Consider the following 14,717-nt stretch of genomic DNA (forward strand, 5'->3'; position numbering starts at 1 on the left):
TTCGGGACCCGGTGATCTCGCCCCGGCCGGGGCCGCACGCGCTCAGCCGAAGAACGCCGCGGCGTCGTCGTAGCGCTCGCGCGGGACGCGCTTGAGTTGCTGGACGGCGTCGGCGAGGGGGACGAGGCTGATCTGGGTGCCGCGGAGGGAGACCATCTGTCCGGTCTTGCCTGCGTGGGCGGCGTCGGCGGCGTTGACGCCGTAGCGGGTGGCGAGGACGCGGTCGGCGGGGGTCGGGGTTCCACCGCGCTGGACGTGCCCGAGGACCGTCGTGCGGACCTCCTTGTTGATCCGCTTCTCGATCTCCACGCCGAGTTGGTGGGCGACGCCGGTGAAGCGTTCGTGGCCGAACTCGTCGGTGCCCCCGACGCGCAGTTCCATCGTGCCCTCGGCGGGTTTGGCGCCCTCCGCGACGACGACGATGAAGCTGGAGTGACCGCGCTGGAAGCGGCGCTTGATCATGGTGCACAGGTCGTCGACGTCGAACGGGACCTCGGGGATGAGGACGGCGTGGGCGCCGGACGCGAGGCCGGAGTTGAGTGCGATCCAGCCGGCGTGGCGGCCCATCACCTCGACGATCATGACGCGTTGGTGGGATTCGGCGGTTGAGTGGAGCCGGTCGATCGCGTCGGTCGCGATGGTGAGCGCGGTGTCGAAGCCGAACGTGACGTCGGTGCAGTCGATGTCGTTGTCGATGGTCTTCGGCACGCCGATGACCGGGACGCCCTCGTCGGCGAGCCAGGAGGCGGCGGTCAGGGTGCCCTCGCCGCCGATGGGGATGAGGACGTCGATGCCGTTGTCGTCGAGGGTCTGCTTGATCCGGTCCAGGCCCGCCCGCAGCACGTCGGGGTGGGTGCGGGCGGTGCCCAGCATCGTGCCGCCCTTGGTGAGGAGCCGGTCGTTGCGATCGTCGTTGGACAACTGCACGCGCCGGTCCTCGAGGAGGCCGCGCCATCCGTCCTGGAATCCGACGACCGCCGATCCGTAGCGGGAATCGCTCGTGCGGACCACCGCCCGGATCACCGCGTTCAGGCCCGGGCAGTCGCCACCGCCGGTCAACACTCCGATCCGCACTTCGTCCCTTTCGTCCGTGGGAACGCGGCCGTCGGGCCGTCGTCGTACCGTCCCATCACACGCCGATCGGAACGTTTCGACAACGGTCGCGCCCATATGGGCGCGAATCGATGCGGTCCGGCTCTACGCTGAGGGGGGCGCGGTCGCCCGACCGCGGCGTCCCGAGGAGGTGTCGAGTGGGTTCCATGGGGCCGGCCGAAGTGGTCCGGGCAGCAGCCATCGCGCGGAGGTTCTACTTCGACGGGAAGTCGAAGATGGAGATCGGCGCCGAGTACGGGCTGTCGCGCTACAAGGTGGCCAGGATTCTGGACGCGTGCCTCGAATCGGGCCTGGTCCGCATCGAGATCAACACCGATTCGGCGATCGACGCCGACCTGTCCGAGCGGCTGCGCCGCGCCTACGGGCTGCGGCGCGCGCTGGTCGCGACGGGCTCGTTCACCGATTTCGACGGCCTGCGCCACGGGTTGGGCCGCGTCGCCGCCGACCTGCTCAGTGAGGTCGTGACCGAGACCGACGTGCTGGGCGTCGGCTGGGGACGAACCCTCGACGCGATGGCGCAGCACGTCCGCGACCTGCCGCCGTGCACGATCGTCCAGATGTCCGGCGTCGTCGGCGATGTGCAGGCCAGCTCCGTCGACCTGGTGCGCCAGCTGACATCGGTCTCGCACGGGCCGCAGTACCCGATCTACGCCCCGCTGATCATGTCGGACCAGCGGATGAAGGCCGCGCTCGCCCGGCAGCCGAACATCGCCGCCGCGATGGCGTTGTGGCAGCGGATCACCGTGGCCGTCGTGGCCGTCGGGAGTCTGGACCTCACGGGTTCGCAGGTCTACGCCATGCTGTCGGATCAGGGCCGGGCGGAACTGGATTCACTCAACGTCGCCGCCGAGCTGTGCGCCATCCAGTTCGACGCCGCAGGGCGCCCCGTGCGCACCACCTACAGCGGCCGCACACTCGCCATCTCGTACCGCGAACTGAGCGCCGTCGACGAGGTCATCGCCATCGCCGGCGGTCACCAGAAGGTGGAGGCCATCCGCGCCAGCCTGATCAGCGGCGTGGTCACGTCCTTGGTGACCGACCGCGAGACCGCCATCTCGCTACTGCGCGTCGCACCGGCGGAGTCCGCCGATCACGCATAGTGCCCATATGGGCGTGACGGTTGTCACTCCGATCGCGGGTGCATACGTTCCGTCCTGTGACTCGTCGAACCAAGATCGTCTGCACCCTGGGCCCTGCTGTCGGAACGGATGAGAAGGTGCTCGCTCTCGTTGAGGAGGGCATGGATGTTGCGCGCCTGAATTTCAGCCATGGCGAACACGCCGACCATGCGGTGAACTACAACCGCGTGCGTGCCGCGTCGGATAGGACCGGCCGGGCTGTCGGGATCCTCGCTGATCTGCAGGGCCCGAAGATCCGGCTGGGTCGGTTCGCCGGCGACGGTCGGACCGTGTGGGAGACGGGTGAGACGGTGCGGATCACCGTCGAGGATGTGGTCGGTACGCATGATCGGGTGTCGACCACGTACAAGGAGTTGGCGCAGGACGCGCGTCCGGGTGATCGGTTGTTGGTCGATGACGGGAAGGTCGGCCTGAAGGTCGTCTCTGTCGACGGCAATGATGTGGTGTGTGAGGTCACTGAGGGTGGCCCCGTTTCCAACAACAAGGGTGTGTCCCTGCCGGGGATGAACGTGTCGGTGCCGGCGCTCAGTGAGAAGGACATCGAGGATCTGGAGTTCGCGCTCGGGTTGGGTGTGGATTTCATTGCGCTGTCGTTCGTGCGGTCGCCGGCGGATATCGAGCGGGTGCATGCGGTGATGGACCGGGTGGGTCGGCGGATTCCGGTGATCGCGAAGTTGGAGAAGCCGGAGGCGATCGAGAATCTGGAGGCGGTGATTCTGGCGTTCGATGCGGTGATGGTCGCGCGTGGTGATCTGGGCGTGGAGTTGCCGCTGGAGGAGGTGCCGCTGGTGCAGAAGCGGGCGATTCAGATCGCGCGGGAGAACGCCAAGCCGGTGATCGTGGCGACGCAGATGTTGGAGTCGATGATCGAGAACAGCCGTCCGACGCGGGCGGAGGCCTCGGATGTGGCGAATGCGGTGCTCGACGGTGCGGACGCGGTGATGCTCTCGGGTGAGGTGTCGGTGGGCAAGTACCCGATCGAGACGGTGCGCACGATGGGCAAGATCGTGCAGGCCGTCGAGAACGTCGACGACGGAGCGCCGTCCATTCCTCCCCTCAATCACGTGCCGCGCACCAGGCCGGGCGTCTTGTCGTACGCGGCCCGCGATATCGGGGAGCGGCTCAACGCCAAGGCCCTCGTCGCGTTCACCCAGTCCGGTGACACGGTGCGCCGGCTGGCGCGCCTGCACACGCGGCTGCCGCTGCTGGCGTTCACGCCGCTGCCCGAGGTCCGCAGCCAGCTCGCCCTGTCCTGGGGTACGGAGACCTTCCTCGTCGACGGTGCCGACAGCACCGACGCGATGATCCGGCAGGTCGACCACTCGCTCGAGGGCATCGGTGACTATTCCCGCGGGGATCAGGTCGTGATCGTCGCCGGCGCGCCCCCCGGGACCGTCGGTTCCACCAACCTCGTCCACGTGCACCGCATCGGCGAAGACGACCACTGAGGGCCCACGGCCCCAACGACATCGAAACCCAATCGGATGCCGAGCATCCACGGAGAGGACAGACATGCCCATCGCGACCCCCGAGGCCTACCGGGAGATGCTGGACCGCGCCCGTGAGGGCGGCTACGCCTATCCGGCGATCAATTGCACGTCGAGCGAGACGATCAATGCGGCGATCAAGGGTTTCGCCGATGCGGGTAGTGACGGGATCATTCAGTTCTCCACCGGGGGTGCCGAGTTCGGTTCCGGTTTGGGGGTCAAGGACATGGTCACGGGTGCGGTCGCGTTGGCGGAGTTCGCGCATGTGGTTGCGGCGCGGTACGACGTGACGGTCGCGCTGCACACCGATCATTGCCCGAAGGACAAGCTCGATTCGTATGTGCGGCCGCTGTTGGCGGTTTCGCAGGAGCGGGTCGATGCCGGCCGGAATCCGTTGTTCCAGTCGCACATGTGGGACGGGTCGGCGGTGCCGTTGGAGGAGAACCTGGAGATCGCGCGGGATCTGCTCGCTCGGGCGAAGGCGGCGAAGATCATCTTGGAGATCGAGATCGGTGTGGTCGGTGGTGAGGAGGACGGTGTCGAGAACGAGATCAACGACAAGTTGTTCACCTCCGATGAGGATTTCGCGAAGACCGTCGACGCGTTGGGTACGGACGGGTATCTGCTCGCGGCGACGTTCGGCAACGTTCATGGTGTGTACAAGCCGGGGAATGTGAAGCTGCGTCCGGCGGTGTTGCGCGATGGGCAGGCGGTCGCGGCGGAGAAGCAGGGGCTGCCGGCCGGGAGTAAGCCGTTCTCCTTCGTCTTCCACGGCGGTTCGGGTTCGCTCAAGAATGAGATCGAGGAGTCGTTGAGCTACGGGGTGGTGAAGATGAACGTCGATACCGACACCCAGTACGCGTTCACCCGCCCGGTGGCCGGGCACATGTTCGCCAACTACGACGGGGTGCTCAAGATCGACGGCGAGGTCGGCAACAAGAAGACCTACGACCCCCGCTCGTACCTGAAGAAGGCCGAGACCTCCATGGCCGAGCGCGTCGTCGAGGCGTGCAACGATCTGCACTCCGCCGGCAAGTCCATCAGCACGACGTAGCCGGGACCGGCTGCGCCCCAGACTCATCCCGTCCGTCGCCGCGGAGACACCGCGAACGGACACACCCGAAAGGAACACGACCATGACCATTCGCGTAGGCATCAACGGATTCGGCCGGATCGGCCGCAACTTCTTCCGGGCCGTCGCCGCCCAGAAGGCCCTCGGCGGCGCCGCCGACATCGAGATCGTCGCGGTCAACGACCTGACCGACAACGCCATGCTGGCGCATCTCCTGAAGTTCGACTCGATCCTGGGACGCCTCGATGCGGACGTGGTCGCCGACGGCGATTCCATCCGCGTGGGCGATCAGGTCATCAAGGCGCTCGAGGTCCGCGAGGGGCCGTCGGCGCTGCCGTGGGGCGACCTCGGCGTGGACGTCGTCGTCGAGTCCACCGGTATCTTCACCGCGCGCGACAAGGCGCAGGGCCACCTCGACTCCGGCGCCAAGAAGGTCGTCATCTCCGCTCCCGCCTCGGGCGAGGACATCACCATCGTGATGGGCGTCAACGACGACAAGTACGACGGCAGCCAGAACATCATCTCCAACGCCTCCTGCACCACGAACTGCCTCGGCCCGCTCGCGAAGGTGGTCAACGACGAGTTCGGCATCGTCAGCGGACTCATGACCACCGTCCACGCCTACACGCAGGACCAGAACCTGCAGGACGGCCCGCACAAGGATCCGCGCCGCGCCCGCGCCGCCGCGATCAACATCGTGCCCACCTCGACCGGCGCGGCGAAGGCCATCGGCCTCGTGCTGCCCGAGCTCAAGGGCAAGCTCGACGGCTACGCGCTCCGCGTGCCGATCCCCACCGGCTCGGTCACCGACCTCACCGTCGAACTGGGCAAGCGGGCCACCGTCGACGAGATCAACGCCGCCCTCAAGGCCGCGGCCGAGGGGAAGCTCAAGGGCATCCTCAAGTACTACGACGCCCCGATCGTCTCCTCCGACATCGTCACCGACCCCCACAGCTCGCTGTTCGACGCCGGACTCACCAAGGTCATCGACGGCCAGGCCAAGGTGGTCTCCTGGTACGACAACGAGTGGGGCTACAGCAACCGTCTCGTGGATCTCACCGGCCTGGTGGGGAAGTCGCTGTGACGACCGCCGGCGAGATCATCCAGGTAGGCGCCCGCGAGATTCTCGATTCGCGTGGTAACCCCACGGTGGAGGTCGAGATCGTGTTGGCCGATGGCAGCTTCGCCCGTGCGGCGGTGCCGTCGGGTGCGTCCACCGGTGAGCACGAGGCCGTGGAGCTGCGCGATGGTGGCGACCGGTATCTGGGTAAGGGTGTGACGAAGGCCGTCGAGGGGGTGCTGGAGGTCATCGCGCCGGAGGTGATCGGCATTCCGGCGGATGAGCAGCGGATCATCGATCAGACGTTGCTGGATCTGGATGGCACTCCGGATAAGAGCCGGCTGGGTGCGAACGCTCTGTTGGGTGTGTCGTTGGCGGCGGCGAAGGCCGCGGCGGAGTCGGCGGCGCTGCCGTTGTTCCGCTACCTGGGTGGCCCGAACGCGCACATTCTGCCGGTGCCGATGATGAACATTCTCAATGGCGGCGCCCATGCGGACAGTGGTGTCGATGTGCAGGAGTTCATGGTCGCGCCGATCGGTGCCGAGACCTTCAAGGAGTCGCTGCGCTGGGGTGCGGAGGTGTACCACGCCCTGAAGTCGGTGCTCAAGAGCAAGGGGTTGAACACGGGGCTGGGTGATGAGGGTGGTTTCGCGCCGTCGGTCGCCGGCACCCGCGAGGCGCTGGACCTGATCTCCGAGGCCATCGGCAAGACCGGCCTGCAGTTGGGCTCCGATGTGGCGCTCGCGCTCGATGTGGCGGCGACGGAGTTCTACGGCTCGGGGGGCTACAAGTTCGAGGGCAAGACCCTGAGCGCGGCGGAGATGGGGGAGTTCTACCGGGGTCTGATCGGGGAGTTCCCGCTGGTCTCGATCGAGGACCCGTTGTCGGAGGACGACTGGGAGGGCTGGGTCGATCTGACCGATGCGATCGGCGACAAGGTGCAGTTGGTGGGTGATGATCTGTTCGTGACGAACCCGGAGCGGCTTGAGGACGGTATCGCTCGGGGTGCTGCGAACGCTCTGTTGGTGAAGGTGAATCAGATCGGCACGCTGACCGAGACGTTGGATGCGGTGGCGTTGGCGCATAACAACGGTTACAAGTCGATGATGAGTCACCGTTCGGGTGAGACTGAGGACACGACCATCGCGGACCTCGCCGTCGCCGTGGGCAGTGGCCAGATCAAGACGGGTGCGCCGGCCCGGTCGGAGCGGGTCGCGAAGTACAACCAGCTGCTGCGCATCGAGGAGGAGCTCGGCGATGCCGCGCGGTACGCCGGCGACACCGCCTTCCCCCGCTACGGCGCCTGACAAGCCCGACTGATCACAGCACCGTCGACAGTCGCCGGACGGCCTCGCGGAGGTCGTCCGGCGATCCGGTCGTGAAGCACAACCGCAGGGCGTGGCCGAGATCGCGCCGCACCGCGAAGGCCGAGCCGGGAACGTAGGCGACACCCGCCTCGACGGCCGCGGTGAGCGGCGCGGACGTCGCTGTGCCGTCGGTGAACTCACCCCAGAGGAACATGCCGCCCTCGGGCTTCGTCAGGCGCAGGCGATCACCGAAGGCGTCGACCAGCGCGGCGTGCAGGGCCAACGCGCGCTCGGCGTAGACGGCGCGGATGCCGGCGACATGCCGGTCGAGCCACGCGGTATCGGCGAGCAGCTCCGCGGCGATCGCCTGCGTGAGACTCGAGCCGCACAGGTCGGCGCCCTGCTTGAGCCGCTCCACGAGGGCCAACACCCTGGCGTCACCGTGCATCCACCCCACGCGCAGCGACGGCGCCACGATCTTCGACGCGCTCGACAGACGCAGCACCCGGTCGGAGAACGCGGCGACGGGAGGCACCGTCGAACCCGCGAACCGCAGGCCGCCGTACGGGTCGTCCTCGATGATCCAGAAGCCGAATTCGTCCGCGAGGCCGGCGAGCTCGCGCCGCCGCTCCTCGGACAGCGTGGCACCGCCGGGGTTGTGGAAGTTCGAGACGGTGTGGACGATGCGGACCCCTCCGCGCTCGAGCAGCGGACGCAGCTCGTCGACGCGCATCCCTTCGGCGTCCATCGGCACGCCGACGACGCGGGCTCGCGTGGTGTCGAAGGCCTGCAGAGCGCCGATGTAGCCGGGGTCCTCGACGATCACCGTGTCGCCGGGGTCGAGCAGCGCCTGCGCGAGGAGCGAGAGCGCCTGCTGCGAGCCGTGCGTCACGACCACCGCGCCGGGATCCCGGCCCACGATCGCGGTCTCGCGCGCGTGCACCACCTCACGGAGCGCCGGCACCCCGGTGGTCACGCCGTACTGCAGCGCCGCCGGGGACCGCAGGGCCGCCTCCGCCGCCGCGGAGACCCGATCGGTGGGCAACAGCTCCGGAGCCGGAAGGCCGCCCGCGAGCGAGATCACCCCGGGACGCTCGGTCACCGCGAGCAGGTCACGGATCGCCGAGCCGCGCACGGCCCGGACGGACAGGGAACCGGATTCCTCGGACATGCGAGCACTCTCTCAGCGCAGCTCCCAATTGTCGAGACGAATATCTCAATATATGAGAAATGCTGATTCAGGCCCAGTTCAGGGTGCGCTCCACTGCGCGGTTCCACTCGGCGTACAGGTGCTCACGCTGCTCCGCGGGCATCGTCGGCAGCCACCGCGCGTCCTCCGCCCAGTTGGTGCGGATCTCGTCCAGCGTCCACACCCCGGTCGCGTAGCCCGCGGCGTAGGCGGCGCCGAGCGCGGTGGTCTCGATGACCCGCGGGCGGATCACCGGCACGTCGAGCACGTCGGCCTGGAACTGCATCAGCGTGTCGTTGACGACCATGCCCCCGTCCACGCGCAGTTCGGTCAGCGGAATACCGCTGTCGCCGTTCATCGCCTCGATCACCTCGCGCGACTGGTACGCGGTGGCCTCCAGCGCGGCCCGCGCGATGTGCCGCTTGTCGGAGAAGCGGGTCAGGCCCACGATCACCCCGCGGGCGTCCGGCCGCCAGCGCGGCGCGAACAGGCCCGAGAACGCCGGCACCACGTAGACGCCGCCGTTGTCGGGCACCCCGGTCGCGAGGTCCTCGACCTCCGGCGCCGTCGAGATGATGCCCAGGTTGTCGCGCAGCCACTGCACCAGCGAGCCGCTCACCGCGACCGAGCCCTCCAGTGCGTACACGGTCGCCTCGTCGCCGAGCTTGTAGCAGACCGTCGTCAGGAGGCCGTGCTCGCTGAAGATCGGCCGCTCGCCCGTGTTCAGGAGGAGGAAGTTACCGGTGCCGTACGTGTTCTTCGCCGAACCCTCGTCGAGGGCCGCCTGCCCGAACATCGCGGCCTGCTGATCGCCGAGGATCCCGGCGATCGGCACCCCGCCGAAGACGCCGCGTTCGCGGACGGTGCCGTAGACCTCCGCGCTGGAACGGATCTCGGGCAGCATCGCCATGGGGATCCCCATCGCCGCGCAGGTGGCCGGATCCCAGGCGCCGTCCGCCAGGTTCATCAGCATCGTCCGCGAGGCGTTCGTGATGTCGGTGATGTGCAGCGGCCGCGCCGTGTCGGACCGGTCCGGCCCGGTCCCGAAGTCGTCGTCGGTGGTCAGGTTCCACACCAGCCACGAGTCGATGGTCCCGGCGCACAGCTCTCCGCGCTCGGCGCGCTCCCGGGCACCGTCGACGTGGTCGAGGATCCAGGCGATCTTGGGACCCGAGAAGTAGGTGGACAGCGGCAGGCCGCACGAGGCCTTGAACCGGTCGCGATCGGGCTCGTCGAGGCCGACGGCGGCGAGTTCCTCGCACAGCGCGTCGGTGCGCGTGTCCTGCCAGACGATGGCGTTGTGGATCGGCTCGCCCGTGGCCCGATCCCAGACCACGACGGTCTCGCGCTGATTGGTGATCCCGACGGCCGCGATGTCGGCGGCGGTGAGATCGGACGCCGCCAGCGCCTCCGCGCACACCAGGCGCGTGTTCACCCATATCTGCGTGGCGTCGTGCTCCACCCAGCCGCCGCGTGGGAAGATCTGGTCGTGTTCCCGTTGTTCGGAGGCCACGATGGTCCCGCGCCGGTCGAAGATGATGCACCGCGTCGAGCTGGTGCCCTGGTCGATTGCGGCGACGAACTGCGGGTCGCGCGATGAAAGAGCCACGACCGAATACTGACATGGTGATCACAGATGAACGCTGCCAACCCTGAAACCGCCACGACCCCGGGGACTTCCGGGGCGGCGTCCGCGGGCGTTGCGACCGCCGTGTCGCTGCTGTCGCCGCAGTACCGGGCGCAGGCCTGGGACCGGCTCGGTTCCGAGGAGTTCGACGTCGTCGTGATCGGCGGAGGCATCGTCGGCGTCGGCTCGGCCCTCGACGCGGCCACCCGCGGCCTCAAGGTGGCCCTGGTGGAGGCCCGCGACTTCGCGTCGGGCACCAGCTCGCGCAGCTCGAAGATGTTCCACGGCGGCCTCCGCTACCTCGAGCAACTCGAGTTCGGCCTGGTGCGCGAGGCCCTGCACGAGCGCGAGCTCTCCCTCTCGACGCTGGCGCCCCACCTGGTCAAGCCGCTGCCCTTCCTGGCGCCGCTCACCAAGCGGGTCATCGAGCGGCCCTACATGGCCGCCGGCATGTTCCTCTACGACACGATGGGCGGCGCCAAGTCGGTGCCCGCGCAGAAGCACCTCACCCGCGCCGGGGCGCTGCGGCTCGCACCCGGCCTCAAGCGCGGCGCGCTGATCGGCGGCATCCGCTACTTCGACACGGTCGTCGACGACGCCCGGCACACCATGACCGTCGCCCGGACCGCCGCGCACTACGGCGCCGTGGTCCGCACGTCGACGCAGGTCGTCGACTTCCTCCGGGAGGCGGACCGGGTCTCCGGCGTGGTCGTCCGCGACAGCGAGACGGGCGCCACGACCGAGATCCGGTCGACGGTCGTCATCAACGCCACCGGCGTGTGGACGGACGAACTGCAGGCCCTCTCGCACCAGAAGGGGCGGTTCCGCGTGCGTGCGAGCAAGGGCGTGCACATCCTGGTGCCGCGCGACCGCATCGTCAGCGACGTCGCGCTCATCCTCCGCACGGAGAAGAGCGTGCTGTTCGTGATCCCGTGGGGCATCCACTGGATCATCGGCACCACCGACACCGATTGGAACCTCGACCTGGCGCACCCCGCGGCCACGGCGACGGACATCGATTACATCCTCGACCACGTGAACAAGGTGCTCATCACCGAGCTCACGCGCGACGACATCACCGGCGTGTACGCGGGCCTGCGTCCGCTGCTGGCGGGGGAGTCGGACGAGACCAGCAAGCTGTCGCGCGAGCACGCCGTCGCCGCGATCGCGCCCGGCCTGGTGACCATCGCGGGCGGCAAGTACACGACGTACCGGGTGATGGCCTCGGACGCGGTGGACGCCGCCGAGGCCTACCTGCCGCACAAGATCCCCGCGTCCTGCACGGAGAAGGTGCCGCTCCTGGGGGCCGACGGCTACTACGCCCTCACCAACCAGACCACGTCGATCGCGCGCGAGCACGACGTGCACCCGCACCGCGTGACGCATCTGCTGAACCGGTACGGCTCGCTCATCGGCGACGTGCTCGCGCTGGCCGACAGTGACCGCGGCCTCCTGGAACCGTTGGCCGGGGCGCCCCAGTACCTGCGGGTGGAGGCGCTGTACGCGGCGAAGGCCGAGGGCGCGCTGCACCTCGAGGACGTGCTCGCCCGGCGCACCCGCATCTCCATCGAGTACCCCGACCGCGGGCTCGAGGCCGCCGCCGAGGTCGCGGAGCTCATCGCGCCCGTGCTGGGCTGGTCGGCCGCCGACATCGCGCGGGAGCTGGAGAACTACGGCGCGCGCGTGGCCGCCGAGATCGAGTCGCAGAACATGCCCGACGACGAGACCGCGGACGCCCTGCGCGCCGCCGCGCCCGAGGCCCGGGGCGAGATCCTCGAGCCCGTGCCGGTGCCCTCCGCTCAGGCGCGGGCACTCAAGCGCTGATCAGCGCGCCGGCGCGCTCGCCACGGCGGACGCCGGTGCCGAGGCCGTCGCAGAGGAGGTGACGGCCGCCGAGGGCACCGTCGACGGGGTGGCGGGCGTGCTCGAGGAGGCCCCGGCCGGGGTCAGGACGAACGTCCACGACCGGTTGTTGTCGGGGTCGGTGAGCACCAGCTCGGTGCCGTTGCGCGACCAGATCCGCTCGCCCTTGAGGGCTTCGCTGATCGCGGTCTGGGTCCCCTTGGGATCCGGGCAGTACTTCGTCGTCGCCGCGAGGCCGGCGCCGAAGTCCACGCGGTCGGGCGTCGCCAGCGACGAGCCCGTACCGGTGAGCGAATTGCAGGAGTCGTTGCCGGTGATGTTCGAGCCCTGTACCCGGAACCAGGCGGCGGGGTCGGACTTCAGGCGCCACTGCGAGCCCACGAGGGCGGGCTTCGACGGGGACGACGAGGCGGGCGCGGCGACGCTCGTCGACGTGGCGGGGTCGGCGCCCGCGGAGGCGGCGCACCCGGCGGTGAGGGCCGCGGCTCCCGCGAGCAGCGGAAGGGCGAGGGAGGCGGACTGACGGATCATGTGTCCGATTATGCCGCCTCACCTGCCCCTTGCGCACCTTCAGTTACACCTCAGTTGGTCTTGATCATGCCCGCCCGGGTGCTTCCCCGGCCTTCGGTGGCACCGTCCGACGCGGCATCCGCGCTGGTGGAAGGGTCGATCGAGGCCTCGCCGATGGCGACGCCCACGGGGGTGGACGCGACGCCGGGCTCCAGGTCGAGTGTCGTGCGGAGCGGCTTGTTCGGCAGGAGCGCCACCGCGATCAGCGTGACGATCGCGCATGCGGTGGACACCAGGAAGATCCTGCCCGTCGCGTCGCCGAAGGCCGCGTTGGTGATCTCCCGGATGAGCGGGCTGTGCGGATCGCGGACGTGGTTCGCGACCACGCCCTCCTTGACCAGCTCGGTGACGCGGGCGGTGAGGACCGCGCCGAGGGCGGAGACGCCGATCGCGCCGCCGAACGTCCGGAAGAAGGCGACCGAGCTGGACGCGGCGCCGATGTTCTGCACGCTCACGGTGTTCTGCACCGCGAGCACGAGGTTCTGCATCAGCGCGCCGACGCCGAAGCCCATGATCGCGATGTAGACCTGCACCTGCCAGATCGGCGTCAGGTGATCGATGCCGCTGAGCAGGGCGAAGCCGGCGACCATGACGATGGCGCCGCCGACGACGAAGCGCTTCCACTTGCCGAACCGGGTGATGAGCTGGCCGGACACGACCGACGAGAACAGCATGCCGACCACCATGGGGATCGTGAGGACACCTGCCATGGTCGGGCTGTACCCGCGCGAGTTCTGGAAGTACAGGCCCAGGAAGGACATGGCGCCGAACATGCCGACACCGACCGCGATCGAGGCGATGATCGCGAGCGCGGTGGTGCGCTCGGTGATGATGCCGATCGGGATGATCGGATCCTTGGCGCGCAGCTCGACGGACACCGTCGCGACGAGCAGCGCGAAGCCGGCGATCAGGTACACGGCCGACGACGTGGAGACCCAGCCGTAGTTCTTGCCGGCGAAGGAGACCCAGATGAGCAGCACGGACACGCCCGCGGTCAGCAGCGTCGCGCCGAGCCAGTCGATGGAGACGTCGTCCTTGCGGGTCGACGGGAGATGCAGCGTGCGCTGGATGAGGATCAGCGCGGCGACGGCGAGCGGGACGCTGACGTAGAAGCACCAGCGCCACCCGATGTGATCGGTGATCACGCCGCCCAGGATCGGGCCGCCGGCCATCGACACGCCCATGACGGCGCCCATGTATCCCGAGTACCGGCCGCGTTCGCGCGGCGGGACGATGCTGCCGATGATCGCGACGACGAGGGCGGTCAGGCCGCCCATGCCGATGCCCTGGATGACGCGGGCCACCAGCAGCACCTCGACGTTCGGGGTGGCGCCGGCGAGGACCGAGCCCGCCACGAAGATGATGATCGCAGCCTGGACCAGGACTTTCTTGTTGAACAGGTCCGCCAGCTTGCCCCAGATGGGGGTGGAAGCGGCGTTCGCGAGGAGTGCGGTGGTGATGACCCAGGAGAACGCCGTCGTCGACGCACCCAGGTCGTCGATGATCCTGGGCAGCGCCGTCGAGACGACGGTGGTGCTCAGCAGGGCGGTGAACAGTGCGGCGAGTAGGCCCGCCATGACCTCGAGGATCTCCCGATGCGTCATGGGGGCCGAGGCCTGTGGTGCGGCTTCCGCCGTGATCTCGGACATCGGACCTTCCTTCAAAGCTCTAAGCAATAACGTGCAGGGTGCAACTGTAACGTCGGCGAAGATATTCCGCCACCTCATTACCGTGTGACCCACCTCGCAACGGGTGGAACATGTTCTACGTTGATGGCATGGCCTTCACCATCGACCACACCCGCGAGATCGCCGCCCCGGCCGCCCTCGTCTGGCAGGCGCTCACCGACTTCGACGCCTACGGGCAGTGGAATCCCTTCGCCGTCGAGGCGACCTGCGACCTGCGTCCGGGCGGCGCGATCACCATGCGGGTGGCGCTCCGGCCCCCGAAGCTGATGACGCAGAAGGAGTACATAGTCTCGGTCGACGAGGGCCGAGGCTTCGCGTACGCCATGAAGCCCGCGCCCGCGGGACTGCTGCGCAGCATCCGCGAGCAGAACGTCGTCGACCTGGGCGGCGGCCGGTCGCGCTACACCTCGCACTTCCAGCTCGACGGTCCGCTGTCGCCCGTCGTGGGGGTCCTCCTCGGCGCGCATCTGCGCCGCGGCTTCGACGGGAACGTCGACGGGCTGGTGCGGCAGGCGGAGAAACTCGCCGGCTGACCCGTCCGGCCGCACCGGCGTGCGGCTACGGACCGGCATCCCACGGTCACGGACCCGAACCGTCGCCGC

Annotated in this window: 12 protein-coding genes; 7 read left to right on the forward strand and 5 right to left on the reverse strand. The window is 68.8% G+C overall.

The window, feature by feature from the left end:
* Positions 1 to 42: 42 nt before the first annotated feature.
* Positions 43 to 1,074, reverse strand: coding sequence for an ATP-dependent 6-phosphofructokinase (locus tag ELY19_RS13170; RefSeq protein ID WP_126196602.1), 1,032 nt, complete (start codon positions 1,072 to 1,074; stop codon positions 43 to 45).
* 185 nt (positions 1,075 to 1,259) lie between these two features.
* On the opposite strand from ELY19_RS13170, the gene ELY19_RS13175 reads away from it, so the two are divergent.
* The 5 genes from ELY19_RS13175 to eno all read left to right on the forward strand — a co-directional run bounded on the left by ELY19_RS13175 (position 1,260) and on the right by eno (position 7,178).
* The gene (locus ELY19_RS13175) at positions 1,260 to 2,213 is read left to right on the forward strand and encodes a sugar-binding transcriptional regulator (protein ID WP_212555446.1); all 954 of its coding nucleotides are present in this window, start codon (positions 1,260 to 1,262) and stop codon (positions 2,211 to 2,213) included.
* A gap of 56 nt (positions 2,214 to 2,269) precedes the next feature.
* Positions 2,270 to 3,700: a pyruvate kinase gene (pyk, locus tag ELY19_RS13180; protein WP_126196604.1), complete on the forward strand. Its 1,431-nt coding sequence runs from the start codon at positions 2,270 to 2,272 to the stop codon at positions 3,698 to 3,700.
* A 64-nt stretch (positions 3,701 to 3,764) separates the two neighbouring features.
* Positions 3,765 to 4,793 carry a class II fructose-bisphosphate aldolase gene (gene fbaA, locus ELY19_RS13185; RefSeq protein WP_126196605.1) on the forward strand — a complete coding sequence of 343 codons (1,029 nt, stop codon included), beginning with the start codon at positions 3,765 to 3,767 and terminating at the stop codon, positions 4,791 to 4,793.
* Positions 4,794 to 4,875: 82 nt separating this feature from the next.
* A complete protein-coding gene (gap, locus tag ELY19_RS13190) occupies positions 4,876 to 5,895 on the forward strand; it encodes a type I glyceraldehyde-3-phosphate dehydrogenase (RefSeq protein ID WP_126196606.1) in 1,020 nt (339 codons plus the stop codon).
* On the forward strand, positions 5,892 to 7,178 hold the full coding sequence (gene eno, locus ELY19_RS13195; RefSeq protein ID WP_227966812.1) for a phosphopyruvate hydratase: 1,287 nt from the start codon (positions 5,892 to 5,894) through the stop codon (positions 7,176 to 7,178). Before gap ends, eno begins: the two co-directional genes overlap by 4 nt.
* A 13-nt stretch (positions 7,179 to 7,191) precedes the next feature.
* On the opposite strand, the gene ELY19_RS13200 is transcribed toward eno, so the two are convergent.
* Together ELY19_RS13200 and glpK are read right to left on the reverse strand one after the other, a co-directional pair.
* On the reverse strand, positions 7,192 to 8,349 hold the full coding sequence (locus ELY19_RS13200; protein ID WP_126196607.1) for an aminotransferase-like domain-containing protein: 1,158 nt from the start codon (positions 8,347 to 8,349) through the stop codon (positions 7,192 to 7,194).
* Between the two features lie 67 nt (positions 8,350 to 8,416).
* Complete coding sequence (glpK, locus tag ELY19_RS13205) at positions 8,417 to 9,976, reverse strand: glycerol kinase GlpK (RefSeq protein WP_126196608.1); 1,560 nt, start codon at positions 9,974 to 9,976, stop codon at positions 8,417 to 8,419.
* Between the two features lie 27 nt (positions 9,977 to 10,003).
* On the opposite strand from glpK, the gene ELY19_RS13210 reads away from it, so the two are divergent.
* The gene (locus tag ELY19_RS13210) at positions 10,004 to 11,818 is read left to right on the forward strand and encodes a glycerol-3-phosphate dehydrogenase/oxidase (protein WP_227966814.1); all 1,815 of its coding nucleotides are present in this window, start codon (positions 10,004 to 10,006) and stop codon (positions 11,816 to 11,818) included.
* Here ELY19_RS13210 and ELY19_RS13215 read toward each other — a convergent pair whose 3' ends face one another.
* Positions 11,819 to 12,388, reverse strand: coding sequence for an META domain-containing protein (locus tag ELY19_RS13215; RefSeq protein WP_126196609.1), 570 nt, complete (start codon positions 12,386 to 12,388; stop codon positions 11,819 to 11,821). It abuts the gene before it with no gap.
* Between the two features lie 50 nt (positions 12,389 to 12,438).
* A complete protein-coding gene (locus ELY19_RS13220; RefSeq protein ID WP_227966816.1) occupies positions 12,439 to 14,076 on the reverse strand; it encodes an MDR family MFS transporter in 1,638 nt (545 codons plus the stop codon).
* Between the two features lie 110 nt (positions 14,077 to 14,186).
* On the opposite strand from ELY19_RS13220, the gene ELY19_RS13225 reads away from it, so the two are divergent.
* Entirely contained in the window at positions 14,187 to 14,648 is a 462-nt protein-coding gene (locus tag ELY19_RS13225) for an SRPBCC domain-containing protein (protein ID WP_227966818.1), read from the forward strand.
* Positions 14,649 to 14,717: the final 69 nt, after the last annotated feature.

The organism is Tsukamurella paurometabola, assembly GCF_900631615.1.
GTDB classification, from domain to species: Bacteria; Actinomycetota; Actinomycetes; order Mycobacteriales; family Mycobacteriaceae; genus Tsukamurella; species Tsukamurella paurometabola_A.

Bases quoted from the DNA above. Each gene is read 5' to 3' on its own strand.
- ELY19_RS13175 (WP_212555446.1), top strand. From the start codon at position 1,260: ATGGGGCCGGCCGAAGTGGTCCGGGCAGCAGCCATCGCGCGGAGGTTC.
- fbaA (WP_126196605.1), top strand. From the start codon at position 3,765: ATGCCCATCGCGACCCCCGAGGCCTACCGGGAGATGCTGGACCGCGCC.
- gap (WP_126196606.1), top strand. From the start codon at position 4,876: ATGACCATTCGCGTAGGCATCAACGGATTCGGCCGGATCGGCCGCAAC.
- ELY19_RS13200 (WP_126196607.1), bottom strand. From the start codon at position 8,349: ATGTCCGAGGAATCCGGTTCCCTGTCCGTCCGGGCCGTGCGCGGCTCG.
- ELY19_RS13210 (WP_227966814.1), top strand. From the start codon at position 10,004: ATGAACGCTGCCAACCCTGAAACCGCCACGACCCCGGGGACTTCCGGG.
- ELY19_RS13215 (WP_126196609.1), bottom strand. From the start codon at position 12,388: ATGATCCGTCAGTCCGCCTCCCTCGCCCTTCCGCTGCTCGCGGGAGCC.
- ELY19_RS13220 (WP_227966816.1), bottom strand. From the start codon at position 14,076: ATGTCCGAGATCACGGCGGAAGCCGCACCACAGGCCTCGGCCCCCATG.
- ELY19_RS13225 (WP_227966818.1), top strand. From the start codon at position 14,187: ATGTTCTACGTTGATGGCATGGCCTTCACCATCGACCACACCCGCGAG.